16 protein-coding genes are annotated in these 20,270 nt (G+C 41.2%); 12 read left to right on the top strand and 4 right to left on the bottom strand.

Annotated features, from left to right (window positions below):
- Positions 1-11: 11 nt before the first annotated feature.
- Positions 12-2,147, bottom strand: coding sequence for an LruC domain-containing protein (locus BCU07_RS12580; protein WP_102429002.1), 2,136 nt, complete (start codon positions 2,145-2,147; stop codon positions 12-14).
- Positions 2,148-2,725: 578 nt separating this feature from the next.
- Between BCU07_RS12580 and BCU07_RS12575 the strand changes: the two genes are divergently transcribed.
- The 10 genes from BCU07_RS12575 to BCU07_RS12530 all read left to right on the top strand — a co-directional run bounded on the left by BCU07_RS12575 (position 2,726) and on the right by BCU07_RS12530 (position 15,726).
- Positions 2,726-3,856, top strand: coding sequence for an ISAs1 family transposase (locus BCU07_RS12575; protein WP_102332848.1), 1,131 nt, complete (start codon positions 2,726-2,728; stop codon positions 3,854-3,856).
- Positions 3,857-4,308: 452 nt separating this feature from the next.
- Entirely contained in the window at positions 4,309-4,821 is a 513-nt protein-coding gene (locus tag BCU07_RS12570) for a hypothetical protein (RefSeq protein ID WP_065583733.1), read from the top strand.
- Between the two features lie 70 nt (positions 4,822-4,891).
- Complete coding sequence (locus BCU07_RS12565) at positions 4,892-5,407, top strand: hypothetical protein (protein WP_065583732.1); 516 nt, start codon at positions 4,892-4,894, stop codon at positions 5,405-5,407.
- Entirely contained in the window at positions 5,407-8,157 is a 2,751-nt protein-coding gene (locus tag BCU07_RS12560; protein ID WP_102332845.1) for a TcfC E-set like domain-containing protein, read from the top strand. Before BCU07_RS12565 ends, BCU07_RS12560 begins: the two co-directional genes overlap by 1 nt.
- A gap of 10 nt (positions 8,158-8,167) precedes the next feature.
- Positions 8,168-8,890 (top strand): hypothetical protein, encoded by a 723-nt coding sequence (locus BCU07_RS12555; protein ID WP_102321099.1) that lies wholly within the window; start codon positions 8,168-8,170, stop codon positions 8,888-8,890.
- Positions 8,890-9,921 carry a hypothetical protein gene (locus BCU07_RS12550; protein ID WP_102428213.1) on the top strand — a complete coding sequence of 344 codons (1,032 nt, stop codon included), beginning with the start codon at positions 8,890-8,892 and terminating at the stop codon, positions 9,919-9,921. Before BCU07_RS12555 ends, BCU07_RS12550 begins: the two co-directional genes overlap by 1 nt.
- Before the next feature lies 1 nt (position 9,922).
- Positions 9,923-10,720 carry an outer membrane beta-barrel protein gene (locus BCU07_RS12545; RefSeq protein WP_102332842.1) on the top strand — a complete coding sequence of 266 codons (798 nt, stop codon included), beginning with the start codon at positions 9,923-9,925 and terminating at the stop codon, positions 10,718-10,720.
- A 394-nt stretch (positions 10,721-11,114) separates the two neighbouring features.
- Entirely contained in the window at positions 11,115-11,834 is a 720-nt protein-coding gene (locus BCU07_RS12540; RefSeq protein WP_065583727.1) for a hypothetical protein, read from the top strand.
- A 202-nt stretch (positions 11,835-12,036) separates the two neighbouring features.
- On the top strand, positions 12,037-14,598 hold the full coding sequence (locus BCU07_RS12535; RefSeq protein WP_102428214.1) for an Ig-like domain-containing protein: 2,562 nt from the start codon (positions 12,037-12,039) through the stop codon (positions 14,596-14,598).
- Positions 14,599-14,805: 207 nt separating this feature from the next.
- Positions 14,806-15,726 carry an IS5 family transposase gene (locus BCU07_RS12530; protein WP_029236538.1) on the top strand — a complete coding sequence of 307 codons (921 nt, stop codon included), beginning with the start codon at positions 14,806-14,808 and terminating at the stop codon, positions 15,724-15,726.
- A 68-nt stretch (positions 15,727-15,794) separates the two neighbouring features.
- Here BCU07_RS12530 and BCU07_RS12525 read toward each other — a convergent pair whose 3' ends face one another.
- The 3 genes from BCU07_RS12525 to BCU07_RS12515 all read right to left on the bottom strand — a co-directional run bounded on the left by BCU07_RS12525 (position 15,795) and on the right by BCU07_RS12515 (position 17,398).
- Positions 15,795-16,109 carry a winged helix-turn-helix domain-containing protein gene (locus BCU07_RS12525; protein ID WP_017061716.1) on the bottom strand — a complete coding sequence of 105 codons (315 nt, stop codon included), beginning with the start codon at positions 16,107-16,109 and terminating at the stop codon, positions 15,795-15,797.
- 117 nt (positions 16,110-16,226) lie between these two features.
- Positions 16,227-16,466, bottom strand: a complete 240-nt coding sequence (locus tag BCU07_RS12520; RefSeq protein ID WP_017061717.1) for a hypothetical protein — start codon at positions 16,464-16,466, stop codon at positions 16,227-16,229.
- 338 nt (positions 16,467-16,804) lie between these two features.
- Positions 16,805-17,398 carry a TfoX/Sxy family DNA transformation protein gene (locus tag BCU07_RS12515; protein ID WP_065583723.1) on the bottom strand — a complete coding sequence of 198 codons (594 nt, stop codon included), beginning with the start codon at positions 17,396-17,398 and terminating at the stop codon, positions 16,805-16,807.
- 192 nt (positions 17,399-17,590) lie between these two features.
- Between BCU07_RS12515 and BCU07_RS12510 the strand changes: the two genes are divergently transcribed.
- The gene (locus BCU07_RS12510) at positions 17,591-17,899 is read left to right on the top strand and encodes an Hpt domain-containing protein (RefSeq protein ID WP_017061719.1); all 309 of its coding nucleotides are present in this window, start codon (positions 17,591-17,593) and stop codon (positions 17,897-17,899) included.
- Positions 17,900-17,909: 10 nt separating this feature from the next.
- A complete protein-coding gene (locus BCU07_RS12505; protein ID WP_102428215.1) occupies positions 17,910-20,234 on the top strand; it encodes an ATP-binding protein in 2,325 nt (774 codons plus the stop codon).
- Positions 20,235-20,270: the final 36 nt, after the last annotated feature.

The raw sequence follows: 20,270 nt of genomic DNA, 5'->3' as shown, positions 1-20,270 counted from the left end.
AACGTCTCTCCTTATGGTTCGTAACGTTGGTTGTCTGCAGGTGATTGGTACCATGTTTGGTTCGTTTCACCGCCGGATTCTGCGTATTCTTTAAACCCTGGGTAAGCGGTAACAATATCGACGTACTCTAGAGGCCACTCCCATTCGTCATCCGAAGTTACTATGAGAGCCCAAGGGTGGTTTTCTACTGTTTTGAAGTATTTACCTGTTGATGGATTACTGTCATCGACGCCTAAACCAGCTTCAAAGAGGTTAGTGGTATCAAATGCTTCGGTTGGAGCTTGGTCTGGCAAGTGAACCTCCCAGCTGCGTCCTGGATGTAGAGGTAGGTTTTCACCATGATAATACCCAGGCGTTGCGAAGATGAACGGGTCGTAAGGCATATCGGTCCAGCTGCCAGTACTCACACCGTCACCGGCTAAAGTAATACCAATTTGGAACGAGAACTGCTCATCTTCTTTACATCCATTACTGGTGCGGTAGAAGGTACAGCCAGTGCTGATTTTTTCTGTCAGGTCATTGGCGATAACAAAGATTGCTTCGCTACGTCCATCTTCTAGGTCAAGGTCAGTGAATACGCCGTTGTGTTTCATGTAAGAGCTACCACTACTCACCAAGCTCGGGTCGAGGTTAGGAAGTCGAACAGCAAAACCATTTCTGTACGATGCCCCGACAGCAGCTAGGCGGCCGTCGATAGTTGATTTAACGACTTTTCCATCTTTAAGGATTTCAGTAATACGATACATAAGAACAGCATCGTTCATGTCGTAGTCAGCTTTATAAGGCCAGTTATCTTCGTACGCGAGCGTTGCGTAACCAGAAGCACTTGGGAAGTAACGAGCAGTGGCACCATCGTTAAGAACATCGACTTGAATATCGACCACCTCACCAGAGGTTGAACCGCCAAAGTAACTTAGGTTGGTTTGTTGACTGAATCTAAAGCGAGCCCACGTCGTACCGGTCAGAGCGTTGATATCGACATTTAGGAACAGATCGTTTTCACCCGCATCTAACAGGTAATCGGTAAATACTTGCTCGTTGGCGCCATCGAAACTGCCATCTTGGTTCCAGTCTATCCAAGCTGAAAGGTAACCGGTTGTTGAAGCTTCAATTACTACTTTTGAATCAAGCCCTGCTTCAAGTGCGGTAACAAAACCGATACCACCGTTTGCCCATTCATCATCCACTCCGACAGTTTCATCTGATTGAGGTGTGACATAACCATCTAAATCCGCATCTGGAGGAGTTGTACCTAACCATGTGATGCCATCGAGTTCATGTCGAGGGCCATTGCTCGCCAGTAACGTTAGGTAGCTGTCTGGAGCATCACCGAAGTCGATGTTTGAGTCTTCATCAACAACAGGTGCATTAGCACAACGAGCACCATCGTTTTGACCAGAAGCTGGGCCATTCGAAACAAATTCAACGGCTGGAACGACACCTGCAGCGATGTTTGCAGCGTTATCTGGGGATAGGTTGATACGGTAGATCTTACCGTCTTGATTTCGAGATACGTAATAGTAGCCGTTTACATCAAAATAACCTGCGCCAAACGTCCCTGTTTCTCCGGTATCACCAATATAGGTTTCTGCACCTGTAGTTGGGTTGAAGCTGTACAAGCCACCCGAGTTATTGTCGATACCATATAAAGAGCCATCACTTGGATGGAAAGCAAAATCAGTCAGTTTTACAGTTGCAGGGCTGCCTGCGATTTTGTTGACCGTGACGGTCGCATTCGGATCAGAGTCTAAAGGAGAGAGGTCAACAGTAAATAGTCCCTTACCTGTACGATACAAGTAGTAAACATGGTCATAGACGTCGCCGACATAGAAAGTGTGATCGGTTGGTAAGCCACTGGTATTGATAACTTCTGCTTGGAAGTCTTGACCAAGACGCACTAAACGTTTGTTGGTGGTGTCATAGCCATAAATATATCTGTCTTGAAAGTCGAAACCGACACCATTGATATTGGCATTCATACCCGTATCGTCTTCTAACAGTGTGGTTGAACCTGTTACTAGGTTTACACCCCAAACTTCAACGGGTTTCGACTGAAAGAGGTATGCTTGACTAGGGCAGGTATCGAATGGCGCTGCGTTGGCGACTAGAGGGGCACTTAATAGCAAACTTAACGTTGTAATTCTCATATCTACATCCTTGTGATGGAAGGTCTAGATATTCAATCAAGTTACGTGCCAGTTTTAAGTGTTTGATTTAATGGGTTTTTATTATTTATCGAGTTCAGTTTCCAATTTGAGTGTCAATATGAAAGTGTGCCATCCAAATAGCCAAAGGCCTTTATATTTCTATTTGATTAGAGCTAAGGATACAAGAGCTTAGGCGGTAATTACGAGTGATTGTCTAATAGGCACTGTATGTATTCACTCGTGAATGGAACAATATCTGAGACCACTTTGGATGCTAAAATGCTTTCAGCGTTAGCTTTTATTCTGACATATCGAAAATGCTTGCCATAAACCTTTACTCCTCCAAACGGTAAACTCTTTCCTTTGTTAATCAATTCACAATCTGAGTTTGATTCATAAAGGGAATACCCCAGGGCAAGATCATGAAAAACCCATATGGAATAAGGGGTAGCGTGAAGTGATGTTTCCACTAATTTGTACACTGAAGTCACAACAAATTCAATACATTCAAGATCGATTTGATGATCAGATTTAGGTGTGATCATATACTGTTTTTTAACAGCAGATATTTAGCCATAATGAATGGATTAAGCCTTTTGGACCATATTTCAGTTATTCGAGACCCTCGCCAAGCTTGGAAAATAGAGCACACGCTAACCGACATTATCTTCTTAACAATTGCAGCAGTGATTGCTGGTGCTGAAGGTTGGGAGGATATTGAAGATTTTGGTGAAGATAACTTGGAATGGCTTAGGCAGTATGGTGATTTCAAACAAGGCATACCAGTACACGATACCATTGCCCGAGTTATCAATCTTATTTCCGCCAAGCAACTGCAACGATGCTTTACTGCGTGGATGAAAGACTGTCATGAGACGACAGAGGGTGAAGTGATTGCTATCGACGGCAAAACTCTCAGAGGCACATACAACAAAGACAAGCGTTGTGGTGCAATCCATATGGTTAGTGCCTTTAGTGCAGCAAACCAAGTTGTACTAGGACAAGTGAAGACTGCGGATAAAAGCAATGAAATAAAAGCGATCCCTGAACTGCTTGAAATGCTTTCCTTGCGAGATTGTTTAGTGACTATTGATGCTATGGGATGCCAGAAGGATATAGCTGAAAAGATAGTCGCTCAAGATGCAGATTATCTCTTAGCGGTAAAAGGTAATCAAAAACGATTGGAGCAAGCGATTAGCCAAGTGTTTAATTCTAGTATGATTAATAGTTTTGAAGGTGATAAATACGTCACTCAAGAGAAAGGGCATGGTCGTACAGAAACGCGTTTGAGTATGGTTGTTCACAATACAGATTTCTTAGGCTATATAGCGTTTGATTGGGCTGAACTCTCCACAATTGGTATGGTCGTTTCAATTCGTCAAGAAGGTGATAAGCCAGCAGAAACAATGCAAATCAAGCACTACATAAGCTCAGCAAAACTAACGGCTAAAGCTTTACTAGAGAGCACGCGAGCACATTGGAGCATTGAAAATCAGATGCACTGGCGATTAGACGTTGGTTTTAAAGAAGATGAATGTCGGATACGTCGAGAGCAAGCCGGTGAGAATTTAGCAGTTATAAGACATATAGCTTTAAATCTGCTGACGGAAGAAATCAGCTTCAAAGCAGGGATCAAAAGAAAGCAGAAAAAAGCGAACCGCAATAACGCTTACCTTTCGCAAGTCCTTGCAGGGCAAGGGGCTTCGTAATCTTGCCCTGAGGTCGAGCTTAGACAATGTCGGGTCGGCCTCAAGCAGTAACTCAAGCATCTCCTGCTGTGTTAAACCTCGCTCCTTTCTGGCTTGTTCTAAGAAGTGTGCAAACGTGAGTGGCATTCTTTGTCCTCGATAATCTCTATTATGGTAAGTATTGTTCGATTGCTTATGTAATTCAATCTTCTTTTATTAGAATTTAAACTATAGCTTATCGGGCAGGTTTTTATTATAGATGTAGATAAAACGAAGGTAGGTATTACTAGCTTTACTGTTGATGGTTTTATCGAATCGGCATTTTCGGCAAATGGAATTTTCAAATGCCCAATATTTCTTTTCCAGTGTTCCGCATAATTTATTTCGTCCTGTCACCGATGAGCGTTAACAAATTTAAACGCAGGAGCGGGATTACTAATTTATGAAATATTTAATCTTTAAAGGAAAGTAAAATGTTTAACTTCAAAAAAAGCGCACTAGCATCAGTTCTTCTTATGGGTATGGCAGTAAGTGCAGGTGCTAACGCATCTTCAAATGCTACTGTTGTATGGAGTGGCACTGTTCCAGTAACTAACGCATCAGATGCACTTATCATCACTGGCCTAGGAGGTGATACAACAGCGCTTAACGGTACTATCACTCCAAGCACAGACGGTGTGTTTGAATCAGATACTATCGTACTTGAGTCTCACTTAAATGATGGTGATGCTGTTACTCCTGTTGTTGGTGCATTAGCTTCAGCTAACTGGACTCTAGTTGATGCATCAGTAGCTTTTGACGGTGTGGCAAACCCATCTCAAGCTGTTGAGATTAATGTAAATGGTGCACCAGTAGCCGTTGGTGATGTTGTTTCTGGTGAAGAAACTATTTCAACTAAAGTTAAGCAGACTGCTGTATTACCTGAATCTGAAGTAGGTGGAACTACTGTTCAAGCATCAGTAACGGTTATGGCTGACCTTGTTTAATTTGTAGAAAATTCCCGATTCAAAGGCTCGTAGTAATTACGAGCCTTATTTCTCTACGATGGTAGTCAATATGAAAAAAGTTTTAATACTATTGGCTTTCATGAGTATGAATGCCAACGCCGATTTCAAAGTGCTTTACATTACTACGAGCCTCGATGTAGGCAAACTTTATACAAATTCAATTAATTCTGTTGAATTTATTCCGGCAGTTCTGGAGTTGACGTCAAATCAAGACAAAACAAAATTTGATGATGTTAATACCACATTAAGAATTGAAACAGATATACCTTTTGAGTCTTCGGATATTCCTTATATTTCAACGTTAACAAAAAATACGTCAATTTGTACGGACTACTCTGGAGTGAGCAATGTTCAGGATGATTTCGTTACATTAACGATTGACGGGATAAGTTTGTCAGAGGGTGAATCCGTCTCTTTTTCAAATTTCAATTTAAATGATGGCGACAATAAGTATAGTGAGCATGACATTATATTAAGTTTTCAGTCATTTAAAGATATCATCACAGCGGGCCAAGCGGAGAGGTGTAATGGTGAGATAGAGTTCAATATAGAGGTAGATATATAATGTTCAGGTTCAAACTCATAACAATGGCAATTTTAGTGTTATTGCCTGTGTATTCGTATTCAAGTTATAGTCAAAATGTTCTTGAAGGTTTTGAAGAACTGTTTGAATTGAAAGAGTCAACAGTCCGTATACGTAACTTAGATGGTTCCCTTACTTCACCGATCCCATTTTTAACGTCGTTTAACACGTTAAAATTAGACTCGAATAATAAAAAAGCGATCGCACAGGTATCTGACTATTTAAATGATAATACAGTGTCGGCTGAGTACCAGCAGAAGATCATAGATCAATTAATGGTTGGCATACAAGATCAGTCTGAGTGTTTAGGTAAGCTCGATGAGTGTGAGTTGTACCCAGAAACGTTTGAGATCGTTCATAACTATAACGATCAAGAAGTCTATCTTTTTGTATCTCCACAGGTGTTGTCATACTCGAATCTCGATAAAGAACTGGTATACCACTCGTCTCTGAGTCAACACAATGGGTTAATCAATTCATTTGATCTGTACGTGAGTGAATATCAAGATCAAGACTCAATCGTTTCTTTAAATAATGAAACGACACTGGGGCTACCTTACGGATACCTCAAAACTGATTTCAATGCCAACAACAGTGATAACGGTTCTGAATTGTATGAAGCGGCATATCATTTAGATATCGATTCTTACTCAATAAAAGCGGGTCATTTTGAATTTGAGCCAGAGGTTAACTCAACTGACTTCCTGAATAACACCGCTCGAGTTGCTCAAAACTCGCTCACGGTAGGTACCTCTAAAAAGTTGCTCGTAGGCGGACATAATAACGACAAAGTATTGAGCTTTTATGCGCCAACAAGTGGCGGTGTACAAGTTCTTCGTGATGGTCGATTGATTTTTCAAGATAACGTACCAGAAGGGCAGAACTCAATTCCTTACAGCAAGTTACCATCTGGTCGCTATGAAGCTGTACTTGAGGTGACAAGTGGTGGGCAAGTTGTTAATACCCAGACTTATCAAGTATATAACACCAAAGGTGACTCTCTGACTCAGGGGGAAGTGGATTTCGTTGCCACTGCGGGTATGTTTTCAGGAAGCCATTACGACTACACGGAACATGGCATTAAAAATATTGAAGACGATGTTTATGGCAAGGCATTAGCTAACTACCAACTCACCCGTTCGTTGCAAGTAGGCTTGGGCGGCTTGGTCACGGACAGTGGCACTATGTACACCGTTGGTGGTGCATACAATCTGATTGATTGGGATTTGAGTACTGAAGCTGTGTACAGCCAATTCGAAGACGCATCTCACTTTAATGCTAATATCGGTATCCCTTATTTAAGTCTATCTTATGAGTCTCTCGATAATGAACTTGGTGATCCAGTTGCTTCTTATATGTACGGATATGCCGATTATTCACGTCTATCGTTGAATTCTTCGTACAGCTTCCGCGGTGGACAATCTATGTATGCGGTTTACTCGCTTAATAACGACAAGCAGTTAGACAATTTAGGTAACTCGGATGAACAGGAACAGCAGTTTATTTCCGTTGGTTACAGCACGCCCACAGTTTTAGATTCTCGAGTTAATATTAACGTCGATTACTCTGAGGCGACGGACGACATATCAGTTAATTTGTTATGGAGTGTCCCGTTGTCAGACACAGTAGAAACTATCGTGGGCCTGACGAGTGATAGTGATGACATTAATCAATTTAAAACAACAGTAAGACGAAATCAGTTAATTGACTCAGACTCCTTTAATACGTCGCTTGAGGTGAGTAACACCTACGATCGACAACAGGATGATATGTATCAAGATGCGTTATTGGCGACCAGTGGCACGACTAAATACGCTCGAATGAATGCCTCCGCCCATACGTCCACCAATGGCACGAGTGGTATCAATGCTGGCTTGTCTAGCACTCAAATCGTGACGACAGACGGCGTTTATATTACCGATAAAGCGGCAACGTCTTATACGCTTGTCGATATTCATCAGTCGCAGAATACAGAGCAGACGTTTGATGAAAAAGGTTACTTCTCTCTTAAAAAAGAAGGGCGAAACAACAGTAAGTTCATCGTATATAACGATGAAACCGTTGTGCCTTTGGAAGACTATAGTCAATATCGTGCGAAATTTGATTCAGAGAGCGTTGATCTTTACAACTCTGGTGATAGTAACGTAACCGTGTTTACACACCCAGGTACGGTTGCTTCTATTGAGCCAAGAGTTAGTCGCGTCGTTTCGTTTGTTAGCGCCTTTAATGACATATCAGAACAGCCGATTACAGAAGTGAAGTGTCATGGAGAAGGTTGTATTGAAGTCAATGAAATGGCCGACGGTGTTTATAGAGTAACCGTATTGGAAGGCATGAACTTTGAATTGTCAGCGAAAGAAAGCCAATGCTTACTGCCTTATGAATTTACTTCAACAAATCAGATGAACTTTGGTCAAAACTATTGTTTGCCAATAGCTCAAGAAAAGCAGATAGATTTGATTGATGCAGGTGAACGACTACAAGCGATGTATTTAGGTGCATACGAAAGCTCGATTGAACTGAATAAAGCGCTTAAAAAGCTCGAATTACACGGTTATCGAATTATTCAGAAAGAAGTGGGTTCGTTTAAGGCAATTTATATAGCGCATGAATCTATAAACATGGCGGAAACAATAGCGCTTCATAAAAGAGATATCGATCAGTTAAAACTGTTGGCAAAACGACTTTATCGCACCAACGCCATTACATACCCAGTCGCACAAGTTAATTAAGGAGTGGGAAATGAAATCCAATAAAGTTCTACTAAATTTAGTATCACTCACCGCTATATTGTTATCTATAAGTGTACAAGCTTTTACGGTAGATAAAATGGTTATTGTCTCTGATGATAAAGGGAACGGTATCGTTACGTTAACCAACGACGAGTCTCACCCAATTTTTATCCAAGCAAAGGTGGATGAAATAAATATTATTGATGGAGAACAGGTAGAAAAAAAACAATATACAAGAGACAACTTAAACGATTGGAAGGTGTCATTAACGCACCAGAAGGTAGTTTTGAACCCTGGTGAAGAGAAAGACATTGGCATACGTAGTTTATGCCACAACGCTGCATGCGATAATTCAAAAGATTTGATGTTTATGCTGTCTTTTTCTCCAAGTAAATACAGACCTGGTGAAGTAGTGAGTGGTGTGGAAATTAATTACGGATTCGCACCTGTTTATATTATTCCTACAACACAACCGAATTATTCTTACGAATTAACCAACAACGGTGATAGCCTTAGAGTCGAAAATAAAAGTAATACCATGCTCAATTTTTTTGTAGATGCATGTGTTGCTGAAAACAAAGCCCAATGCAAACAAAAATTTACGGTTGTATCGGGAAGGAATAAGACGTTCCCTTTAACCGAAACTATGCGAAATAACGAGTTGACCATTACCGTGACATCTCACGACAGAAGCTATTCAAAGAAAGAAATGGTGACGAGAGGTAAAATATAATGCCTAGACCTATCCTATATATTGTAGCGTTTATTGCATTAATGACGACAAGCATGGCTCAAGCTGCGTTTGAAGTTCGCGCGGAAGTGAAGGCTGGTGGTGTTCGTTGGGACAATGTGACACGTTACAATGGCAAAATGCTGCCAAGTACGTGGGAAACTCCTCCTATGTTGCAGGCTTCAGAAGCTTGGGCGGCCGCGACATTTTCGGGTACACCTCCAACAGAGATGACTTTAATTGGGGGAAATGGGAATACTTCACCGTCAATATCGATCGATATATCGGGCGTTCAATACAATACTACTGGAATTGAATTTGCCCAGTCAGCGAATACGGTAGGTGGTGGGTGCTCATTTGATGAAGTGTCACTACCGATTGTGACTGTTGAAGGTCCAAACTGTGTTTCGTCTGTTCGATTAATTAATAAACAAAAATCGAGCCCATTTATTTTCCTGAGACCTATTTTCGATATTAACGAAAGTGAAATAGTGTCGGCATTAAGTGGGCTACCAGAGGGGCAATATTCAGCTTCAGTGCCGGTAAATATTCGTTACTACTATGAAAATGACGGCATTATGACTTATCGCAACATCAATGAAGTGATGTTGTTTTCATTTGATTATCAGCCTGTTCAACTCGACAGTGTTTTTGTAAGTGGAGATGGTGTCATGACGCCAGTCTACGACACAATTGGCAAAAGAATAACATCGACAACGTCATTTGATATTACAGCGAACGGCTATTTTAATGACGGAATTGTTTTAACAATGCCCTTACAGTCATACGAATTGGTTAATTCAAGTAACCCTGGTGTGGTTATTCCTTACAGCATTCATTGCGATCAGTGCAGCTCTGGTAACTTAGTTGATGAAGGACAATTAATGCATCAAACAACGGCTATTTCAGAAGGAGCTGGAGTGCAAACAAGTATTAACTTTACTTTAGACTTTGATTACGATATTGAGGGCAGTTCTGCTGTTTCCGGAGATTATTTTGATGAAGTAACGATCATGTTGGAGCCTGGTATTTAAGATGAAAAAAATGAACTTAATGTCATCGATTATCGCTGTGTTCTTATCCATAAGTGTATCAGCAGAGGAGCTGCCTATCCAGATGAGTGGTGGCATGACGTTTTCTGCATTTGATGACAACATGGGACAGACTGAAGCACTTGGTTATAAGGCGGCGGTTGGATATAACATTAGTGAAAACGTACTATTTGAACTTGGCTATGCTGATTATTCTGCTTTTTCTGATTCGGAAATAGATAGTTTACGTGCGGTAATGGTTGAAACCGACTTATTGCTACCCGTCAGTGAATTTGCCTCCTTGTATGCAGGAGTCGGGGGCGCGTTTTCTAGTGACGACACCAATTTTACGGCATCGCTTGGTCTTAAATACCAATTGAGTAAAAATTGGAGCGCCGACCTTGGTTACCAAGGCGTCTTTGATTTAGCTCGTCAACAAGACGATCTATACGCATTTAATGCACTGTTGGTTTATCGTTTTTCAAGCAATGAAGCCGCAGAAGGCCTTTCAGATATTAACCCAAGGCCCAATGTTGACCAGCTTGTTGAAGAGTCGACCCAAGTATCAAGGCCGAAAACCCAATTGGCGTCTATTGTCCCAATTAAGAAGGCGCCATCGTGTCAGCAGCGTTTAGTTGAATACCGAGTGGTTCCTGGCGACTATTTGCTCCGAATTGCAAGAGCATTTGATAGCTCACTTGATGAATTAGTCGAAGCAAATCCAAATCTTAATAATCGTGATTTGAATTTGATTTACCCTGAAGAGAAAATACTTTACCCGAAAGTTAGCTGTTTAGATTAAATTGCCTTCCTTGAAACAGAAACACTGCCAATTTTTTGGCAGTGTTTCTTTGTTTGTAGCAGAGAGTATCTCGCCAATGTAAATGATATCTACACTTGTTTAGCTATCTCGCATCTTGCGTTTTTGAAATTCAAGAGTGCCCAATACCTTCAAACCTGAACGCGCGATACTGTTCACCAATCGAGCTACTCACCTTTATCGTTTGGGCTCGTAAATATGAAAACTAATACCTCAATTATATGCATGAAGGTCAAATATAAGAGAGCGGAGTAATGATCGGACCAAATATTTTAAACATGTATGTACTCATTCTTTTCGCGCTTGGTGTTATATACGCGCTGAGCAAAATAGACGAGTAGTATCCTAAAATTTATTATTTTTAGTAGAGAGAAATATGAAAATTAAATATAATCTATTAACAGTATTCGCAATTTGTTCAGCAATGACTTCTACTGCTGCCAATGCTTTTAATGTCGACAAGATGATTGTCGTCGCGGATAAAAAGGGCAATGGTGTCGTGACACTTATTAATGATGAGTCTCACCCGATTTTTGTTAATGGAAAAGTACAAGAAATTCAGTTTATTGATGGCGACAAAATCGTTCGTAATAGTTATACAAGAAACAATCTAGATGATTGGAAAATATCTCTTACGCACCCAAGATTAGTTTTAAGACCTGGTGAAGAGAAAGACGTGGGTGTTCGTAGCTTATGTCACAACACGTCTTGCGATAACAGCAAAGATTTGATGTTTATGCTGCCATTTACTCCTAGTCGTTATAAAGAAGAGGGAGAGAAAATTCACGGTGTCGAGATAAACTATGGTTTTTCACCGGTTTATATTCTGCCTACGACAAAGCCAAGTTTTGATTATAAGATTTACAATCAGGGCGAGAATTTACGCATCGATAATAATAGTAATACGCTAATTGATGTTTATGTTAACTCATGTACAACAGAAAAAAATACGCAATGCAAACAAAAATTCACTGTTGTATCTGGTCGGGATAAAACGTTTTCTCTTGCGGAATATACGCAAAGTGAACAACTTAATGTAACCGTAACATCTTACGATAAAAAATACTCTAAAGAGATGCAACTGCCTATTCAGTAATAGGAACGCTGAAAATAGACATAATTATAGGCCTTCAATGATTAATGCTAATCAAGGACGATCAGCATTCATTACCCATGTTCAGTGCTAATTTTAGCCTACATGGCATCACTGTTATCAGCAAAGTGTAAATGCCCAATACAACATTAAATACAAATCATAAAATCAATTTTGAAATCAATAAAAAGTAAAGAGAAGTAATATGAACCTTTTAAGCAATAAGCCAGGAGGAAGCATTCCCCTGGGTTTTGTCGTCGCTACTACGCTTACCCTTTTTGGGTGTGGTGGAGAGGGCAGTGAAGGAAGCTCAGCAAGTGTTTCCCCTAATACTCAAAGCGCGACGCTTTCCGCTCAAAATGCTACCTACTCGACTGGCTATGCTGAATCGTTCGAGGTTGACCTGTCGTCAAAGGTATTTTCATCAACGGGTGGTGGCTTTGCGCTGAGTGAAGTCGAGGTCTTGTCTAATGATGATAGCTGCCAAGTAGAAAGTATGACGGAAACAGGGTTTGTAATTCAGGCCTTTGATACCAAGGTGTGTGACTATCGATATCATGTGACTCCTAAAACATTGTCGCCAATGAGCCGTATGGCTGAAGCGCCAATGAGTGATAGTAGTAGCTCAGAAGGTTCGAGTTCTGCGGTTACGCGCATTGCGGTAAGTAGTAATCCTAGCTCAACCGAACTGGTTCCAGTAAGTGCAACAACACTGATTAATGAAGATGTGAGTGTTTTACTGAAGGACGAATTGGAGAAAGTCGGCTTTACGTTAGGTGACGAGTTTGTATTAACGGAGCTTACACTACCGTACGGTCGCTCGAGCTCAGTTCAAATAAATAGTACAGATGACCAGACTATGGATTATACCCCGCCGTCAGGTTTTACCGGCATTGACCGTGTTCTTTATACGTTAGAAGACTCGGTTAATGGCCTTGTGCTGATGGGGGTTTTAGATGTTGCGGTGGGCTACGAAGCTAACCAAGGTTTTACGATTGACGATAATATTGTATATCCAGTTGTTGTCAACGTATTGACCGATGAAGAAATCGACATCAGCGGCTTTGTTTCCTCGGACGATAGTGATGATTATCAATTGGTGTATGTTGAATCGTTTAACGCAAAAGCGGTACCTAAAGATCCACTGGACACTCAGAATAAAACGATCGTCTTTCAAGCGTCACAACCAGGTTACCACTATATTAGTTTTGCGGTTAGTGATCATAATGGAGTGTATGACATGGGTTTGATTCGTGTTGAAGTGACCGATCCTAATCAGTCATCAAAATGGGACGACATTTCTCATTTGTTGGATCTCTATATTGGACCACCCACCGCACTTGATGCAGCCGGGCAAGGCTCGCCTTATGATATAAAACTGAACGATGATGGCTACAGCCCAGCGATTGATATGGCTGGTTTTCGTTATCCGTCGGCCGTAGCATACTGCGACACCATCGGTGGTTCAGTGCCGACGTTTGATCAACTTAAGCTGATGGCCACTGATACCGATGTTCAGGCGTTACATAACTGGCCTGTTAAAGCGCAATACCTCGCTTATGATGACGGAGCAGATCTGGTTAAGTGGGTGGATCTTAAAGATGGCAGCACCCTTACAGGCGATGTCGATCCAACATCGGCTTATTATGTGACATGTGTTAAGCAAGGTTTAATTACTGTATTGCCTACCTCAAGCACGGAAGTTGTCGCGGATGGAGTTGATGTTGGTTCTGTATTTGTTGAGTTAAAACTCGGTCAAGAAGTAAGACCAGATACCCTTGTGACGGCTTCTGTCTCTAGCCCAAATGTGACATTGGACAGCGATAACGTTACCACAGACAGCTATGGTATTGCCGAGTTTCGCTTAACCAGTTTAAAAGCGGAAACCGTCACATTAACCCTTGATGTGGGTGGCATTACTCAAGACTATGAAGTTAAGTTTATTGGTGATGAAAAGACGGCTGCAGTGTCATCAGAAGCAACGATTGACACGGTACCTTATACGTCAGTGGAAGGTGGCCAGGTTACTGCGACCTTGACCGATCAAAATAGCAACCCAGTAGAAGGTTACTCAGTCATTTCAGTGGTAAGTACAGAACAGCACCCAGACACCGCAGAAATGGTTACTCCTATCCTTGAAGCGGAAACGACTCAAACCGATGAATCAGGTGAGCAAAAAGTGCGGGTAAAGTGGGATACAAACTATCAAACCCCAACAACGACCATGACCTTTGATGTGGCGTCATCTTACACCACAACAACCAATACACAGACTAATGCGATTAGCCAAGTTACCTTTCATGCCTTATTGTGTGGTGGCCAAGTTGGGGATGATGATCAACAAAACGCCGCGGGTGCCTGTGTTAAAATTGCGGAAAGCGATGGAAAGTTGTTTACCGGTACTCCAAGTGAGAGCTTTTTAAACGCTGTTGGCTATAGTAATTACAACGGTATTATCCCTGATGATGGTCCTTCAGGATCGTTTGCAATGTTTAGTGTTACTGAAGCACATAGCCTTTGTGAACATTATAATACACTTGAGCTTAACGGGAGAGATGATTGGGCTTTAGCAAATCTAGATGAGTTGACGAGTCTTTTTGATAACTTTGATCACATGTACACCGCGAAGGGTTGGGCGACCGGCAGCTACTACTGGTCGTCGACGGCTAGTGGTTCCAACTACTACCGCAAGAACCTCCGCTCTGGCACCGTCAGCAGCAGCAACCCATCCACTGCGTTCTACGTTTCGTGCGTATCAGGTTCTTAGGGTTCAACGTTCAGAGTTTGCGGCCCGCAGGGCCGTTTTTTCTTTTTATAGAGGGTAGCGGTTTATTTTCTAAACTCAGTAAGGATTAATATGGATATTGAAACAAAACTCAAGCTTAGTCAGCAACAAGGCTTTGTTTCCTAAATCAGGGAACTAATGCTTAAAGCTACGATCAGATCATCTAAGTTCACTCACATACTTAGAGCAATGCCAAAGCCTCGCTACAGAACAACTAACTGGAAACAATATAACCAAGCCCTAATCAATCGTGGTTCACTGACATTCTGGATTGATGAGGAAGCGATTCAACAGTGGAAGCAACTCAAGCAAGGTAAACGAGGTCGACCTCGATTGTTTAGTGACTTAGCCATTACGACCGCCCTCATGGTTAAACGAGTATTCGCGATGCCGTTGAGAGCGTTACAAGGATTCATCGATTCTGTTTTCAAACTCGCTCAACTCCCGTTGTCATGTCCTCATTATTCATGCATCAGTAAACGAGCCAAAACGGTTAATGTGTCATTCAAGACAAAGACCCGAGGCGCAATACAGCATTTAGCCATTGATGCAACAGGGCTAAAGGTCTACGGTGAAGGTGAATGGAAAGTAAAAAAACATGGTACTGACGGGAAGCGTCGAGTTTGGCGTAAGCTCCATTTAGCCGTAGACACTGGCACTCATGAAATCATTGCGGCTGAGTTAAGTTTATCGAATGTCACTGACGGTGAAGCTCTTCCTAATTTACTGAATCAAACTCGTCGTAGAATCAATGAGATATCTGGTGATGGAGCTTACGATACAAGACAATGCTACGAAGCAATACGTATTAAACAAGCTGTTCCACTTATTCCACCGAGAGAAGGTGCTGCTTTTTGGTTACGAGGTCACCCCCGTAATCTGGCGGTAGCTTGCCAGAAATTATACGGCTCAAATAAACATTGGAAAAAGAAGTACGGTTACCATAAACGGTCACTTTCAGAGACGGCTATGTTCCGTGTAAAGACACTGTTTGGTGGGCGATTAAGTTTAAGAAACTATAATGCTCAGGTTGGTGAAACCTACGCCATGATTAAAGCGTTGAATAAGCTCACAGGGTTAGGTATGCCTAAAACGATAGAAATAGCCTAATAATCACCCATACTGGCCGTTTCTATCTGAGATCCAATTAGGAAACAAAGCGACGGGAGTGTTTAAATTCACTGCAAAACACATATTTTGTCAGTTTTATTTAAACTATAACCTATCTTGTAAATGGTATTGATTTCTATCCATCCACCGAGCCTAAGAAGCTTCTTTCTTAAAGACATGATCACCATATTCAATGCATTGTCACAGACGAATGAATTGGGCCATCCCATTTTTAGTAGATGGTGTTTGGTTAAATGCTCCCCTTGATGAGTGAGTAACTCTTTTAGAACTAAAAATTCACTGAGTGTGAGCTGGATGGGTTTTATCGTTGGGTGGTCGGCTAGCGAAATTCTTAGCGACCCTTTATGTAAGATTAAGTGCATAAACAAACAGCCAGTTTAATTATCATACCCGTATTATTTATTTGCTGCGATTACATGCAAGGTCAGGTTGAATATTAATCTGGCTATTATGCCTACTTAATGGGTTTTCCTTTCATATCACACATCAAACGAAACCATTTTATTTGCTGTTTTTGTATTAGTTATTTCAGTTTGTTTAAGTTCAACCTTACAACGTTCGCTTTGTGAGTTGAACGCGACTTGATTGCTAATAGGGTTTGAAGCGCAGTCAGAAGTCGGTACTTTCCCTGTCCAACGCACAGTGACATTTGCGGCCGCCGACTGAAAAGAGATAAGAGTTGCTAATACTGCTGTTGAAATAAAGATTAATGAACGCATATTTAGGCACCTTTTATTAGTGTTGTGTTGATATGCCTAGTTTGGTAGCGATAGGGCAGGTTGTAAAATAAATAGTTATAAATTCAGTTGCATTAAAACTTGAATGGTAATTTGTAGCAGAGGGAATAGTAGGAAACCAAAATAAAGGCTGGCAGTGAAAATTAAAACGGAGTGGGCGATCAAATGAAAGGGGAGGCTAATTTAAAGACGTTAAACTTGAGTGAAATCACTTAAGGACAGCGGGTTAGCCTAATGAGCCGTAGCTAGGAATAGCCACGGCATCAAATTGACCGCATTTGGATTTAACAAGAATCTAAGCTTCGTTAAAACAATATAGGCTAACAATAACTTTGAGCTTGGGTGCGCAATGCATTTTTTAGGTTCGTCGGCAGTTGTGAACGGTGTATACCCTGGATTGCACCCTCTAACGACCAAACTAACTCGATGGTTGGTTTATGGTGGGTATGCTGTTGGATAGCCTCTACAGCACCAATCGTGCCCAGGTTTTTGAGTTTCTCAATGGAGTTTATACCCGCTTTCTCAAGAAGTTGCTCAGTTGAGAATCGCATGTTGGGTAAGTCTTTGAGCCTTTCGGGAGCAGAAATATAACTGCTTCGTGATCTCTTTATTTGCTCTAGTGCGATTTCTGCTTCACATAGAGTCAAAGAATACTTGCTCCAAGGGTTTGCTGGCAACTTGTAATAATCCGCATTCTGACTTACTCCAAGTACGCTCGCATTCACCTTGGGGTAGCCCTTGTTAATAAAGTAGCCTTTTTGTGCCGGTGTTCCTCTGAGGTACAGCTCCCCACTTTTATGTAGAACGAGCAAAACGTGATCTACATAGAAGGCCGTTACGCCAAATATTTGTTTTATAGACACTCGACCTAATTGTTCCAAGCGTCTAAAAGTATGTCTGAAAAGTTGAGCCATTATTTTCACTCGATAATCATAAAAAGTGTGATCTATTGTCCAAATGTAGCCAGCAGTGAATATGGCATAAGCCAAGTTAAAAAACAGACAATGCCATTGGGCATTCCGGTTATTTAAATTCTCGATCTGCCATATCAGTTTTGTAACAGACGGTCAAAATTAAGGGGGGTCACGAAGGCGGGAGAAATTGGTATGTATAGCATCGACACAAATGTATTTTTAATGGCGACGGGTTGTAACTTTCAATCGGATATTGGCGTTCGATTTCGTCAGATTGCTATTAGAAGTTTGCACAAGGTTAATGATGATATTCTTCAAGGAGGTGAGTCCAATCGAGCGCTCGCCCATAAAGTGAAAGGCATTGCGTTATCTTGCGGGGCTACAGAGGTTGCAAGAATTTGTCTTAAATTGGAGCACTACGACGCGGTAATCAATGAAAGTGCCGGAAAAAAGATTTTGATGGATGTGTCTAACGCCATGATTCAACTTTTTGACGCTTAAGTTGGAGGATATGAACGTGTCTTTTAAAAATAAAATCATTTTCACCAACGCAACAATACTGGTTCTATTTGTGGTGTTGCTTACGTACTCCGCTATCGAAATCGTTCAGGTTTCTTCACAAAACCAATTTGAAGAGATAAAGGAGAGCATTACGGGAAATAACAAAAAGCTTCTACTTACCTTTGTGAAAGCTCAAAGTGTAACCCTTGATAAAGAGGTCGAGCTGATCACTGAGGAAGTGCAGCATGTAGCGATTGATTTTGCTCATGATTTTGTTAATGAATCGAAAAACGAGGCACTTCGTAATAAACAACTGGCTTATATCAACACAGAGCGTAAGCCTTTTATCAAAAAGGTGCTTTTTATTGACACTGAACGCAACCAAGAAGTCTCTATCACCGAAAATGGTATTGTAAGCCGCTCTATTTCTGTCGATTTTAGTCGCATGATCCACTACAAGAATTTCTATATAGGGAAAGAAGTTAAAGTGGGGCACGTCACTAAGTTTGCCATTTATATCCGTCCAGAGCACTGGGATAACGCGTTACTCAAATTTGATTTAGATTTAGAGTATTTTTCTCGTTCACTGACTTTTGAAAATATGATCGATGAATTCCAATACCGTTATTTCTTAGTAGACGACAGCGGCAAGCTTATCGCGTCGAATCTACAACAGAATGTCGACCAATTGATGTCTGAAAGTGTTTTTGATGAACAAATTCAAAAGAGTGTCGGAAGCCATATCATGTCACATTACTTGGGTAGTTTTGTGGTAAGTGGCGAAAAAGGTGTTTTCAATGTCACTTTTGTTCAGAACCGTCAAACCGGTTGGAGGTTGATTTTAGTCACGCCAGAGCATGTGATTCGTTCCAGTTATGCGACCACCAAAGAGCTGGTTTTATCTGGTGATAACTCGTTGATCAAACGCCTGTTCTTTGCTTATATCCTTTTGCTTGGTCTGTTTTTAGCTATTAACTCAATCGCGGTGAATAAGATGCTGATACCTATTTCTAAATTGATCGCACAAGCTAAATATCTAAAGCAGCGTGATTTTAATAAATCCAGACATACTGTTTATAGTAATGGAGACGAAATTGAACAGCTTTCAAAGGCTTATTCTGAGGCTGGGATCCAGATTCAAAATTTGATTGAAGGGCTTGAATATGAAGTTGAAGAGCGAACGAAGCTGTACGAGATAGCAGCGCAAGAGGCGAGTGAGGCCAATAAACAGAAATCGGTGCTGCTTTCAAATGTGTCCCATGAGGTTCGCACGCCACTGAACGCGATTATTGGTTATACACATATGCTAAGCCATAGCAAAAACTTTGACGAATATCGCCATCAGCTGAACGGTATTTCGAGTGCGAGCAATACTATTTTAGGCATTGTGAATGACCTATTGGATTTTGAAAGAGTAAAAGCAGCAAGCTATTCATTAAACCCTAAATGCCTGTCAGTAATGAGTTTGATGCGCGAAATTGAAAATACGTTTTTTCCGCTTAGCGAGTCTAAACAATTGTCGCTTGATATTATATGCAATGTCGATGCTTCGACAACATTGATGATTGATGAGCTTCGTATTAAGCAAGCAATCAATAATATAGTTTCGAACGCATTGAAGTTTACAAACAAGGGAGGGGTGACAATAGAAGTTTCAACCGACGATAGAGCATTCAATATCTCCGTAAGCGATACTGGAGTCGGTATTCCCCAAGATAAATTGGATGCGGTGTTTAACGGCTTTGAACAGGTTAATCAAGAAGACCAACAGTTTGGTTTTGGCTTGGGCTTGGCGATAACTAAAACCATCGTAGAGTTAATGAAGGGTTCGTTGCGTGTTGAGAGTGTGCTCGGCACCGGTAGTACTTTTGTTATCTCACTCCCAGCTCAAGAAATTATGAATGTTCTTGAGTGTTCTAACGGTGTTGCTGAACAGGTATATAACGTTAGAGAGCGCTTAGACTGCACAAGTAAAAAAGCCTTGATCGTTGATGATGTTGAGTTCAACCGAGAAATTCTAGAGTTCCACTTAAACGAGCTAGGTTGTGAATGCATGACCGCGAATGATGGTTTGGAGGCTTTAGCACTCGCTTCTGAACATGACTTTGATGTTGTACTGACGGATATTTCAATGCCGGTTATGGATGGCATTGAGCTTGCTTCTGAGTTGGGAAAGCGTAAGCCATCGTTACCTATAATTGCCGTTACGGCACGAGCTACCATTCAAGAAGAGGCTCGAATGGACCAATACTTTTCGTGTTATCTAACCAAACCGCTCAACCCGAGCGATCTAAAGCTAAAGCTTCATTGCGCTTTATCAGGTGGTACTTGCTAACTTAGTTAAATACTCCTACCTATAACCTGAGGGTAA

Source organism: Vibrio sp. 10N.261.54.E10 (genome assembly GCF_002877735.2).
In the GTDB taxonomy this organism is placed as follows: domain Bacteria; phylum Pseudomonadota; class Gammaproteobacteria; order Enterobacterales; family Vibrionaceae; genus Vibrio; species Vibrio crassostreae_C.
The sequence above is the reverse complement of the archived record's forward strand: the minus strand, read 5'-3'. Positions and strand labels throughout refer to the sequence as shown.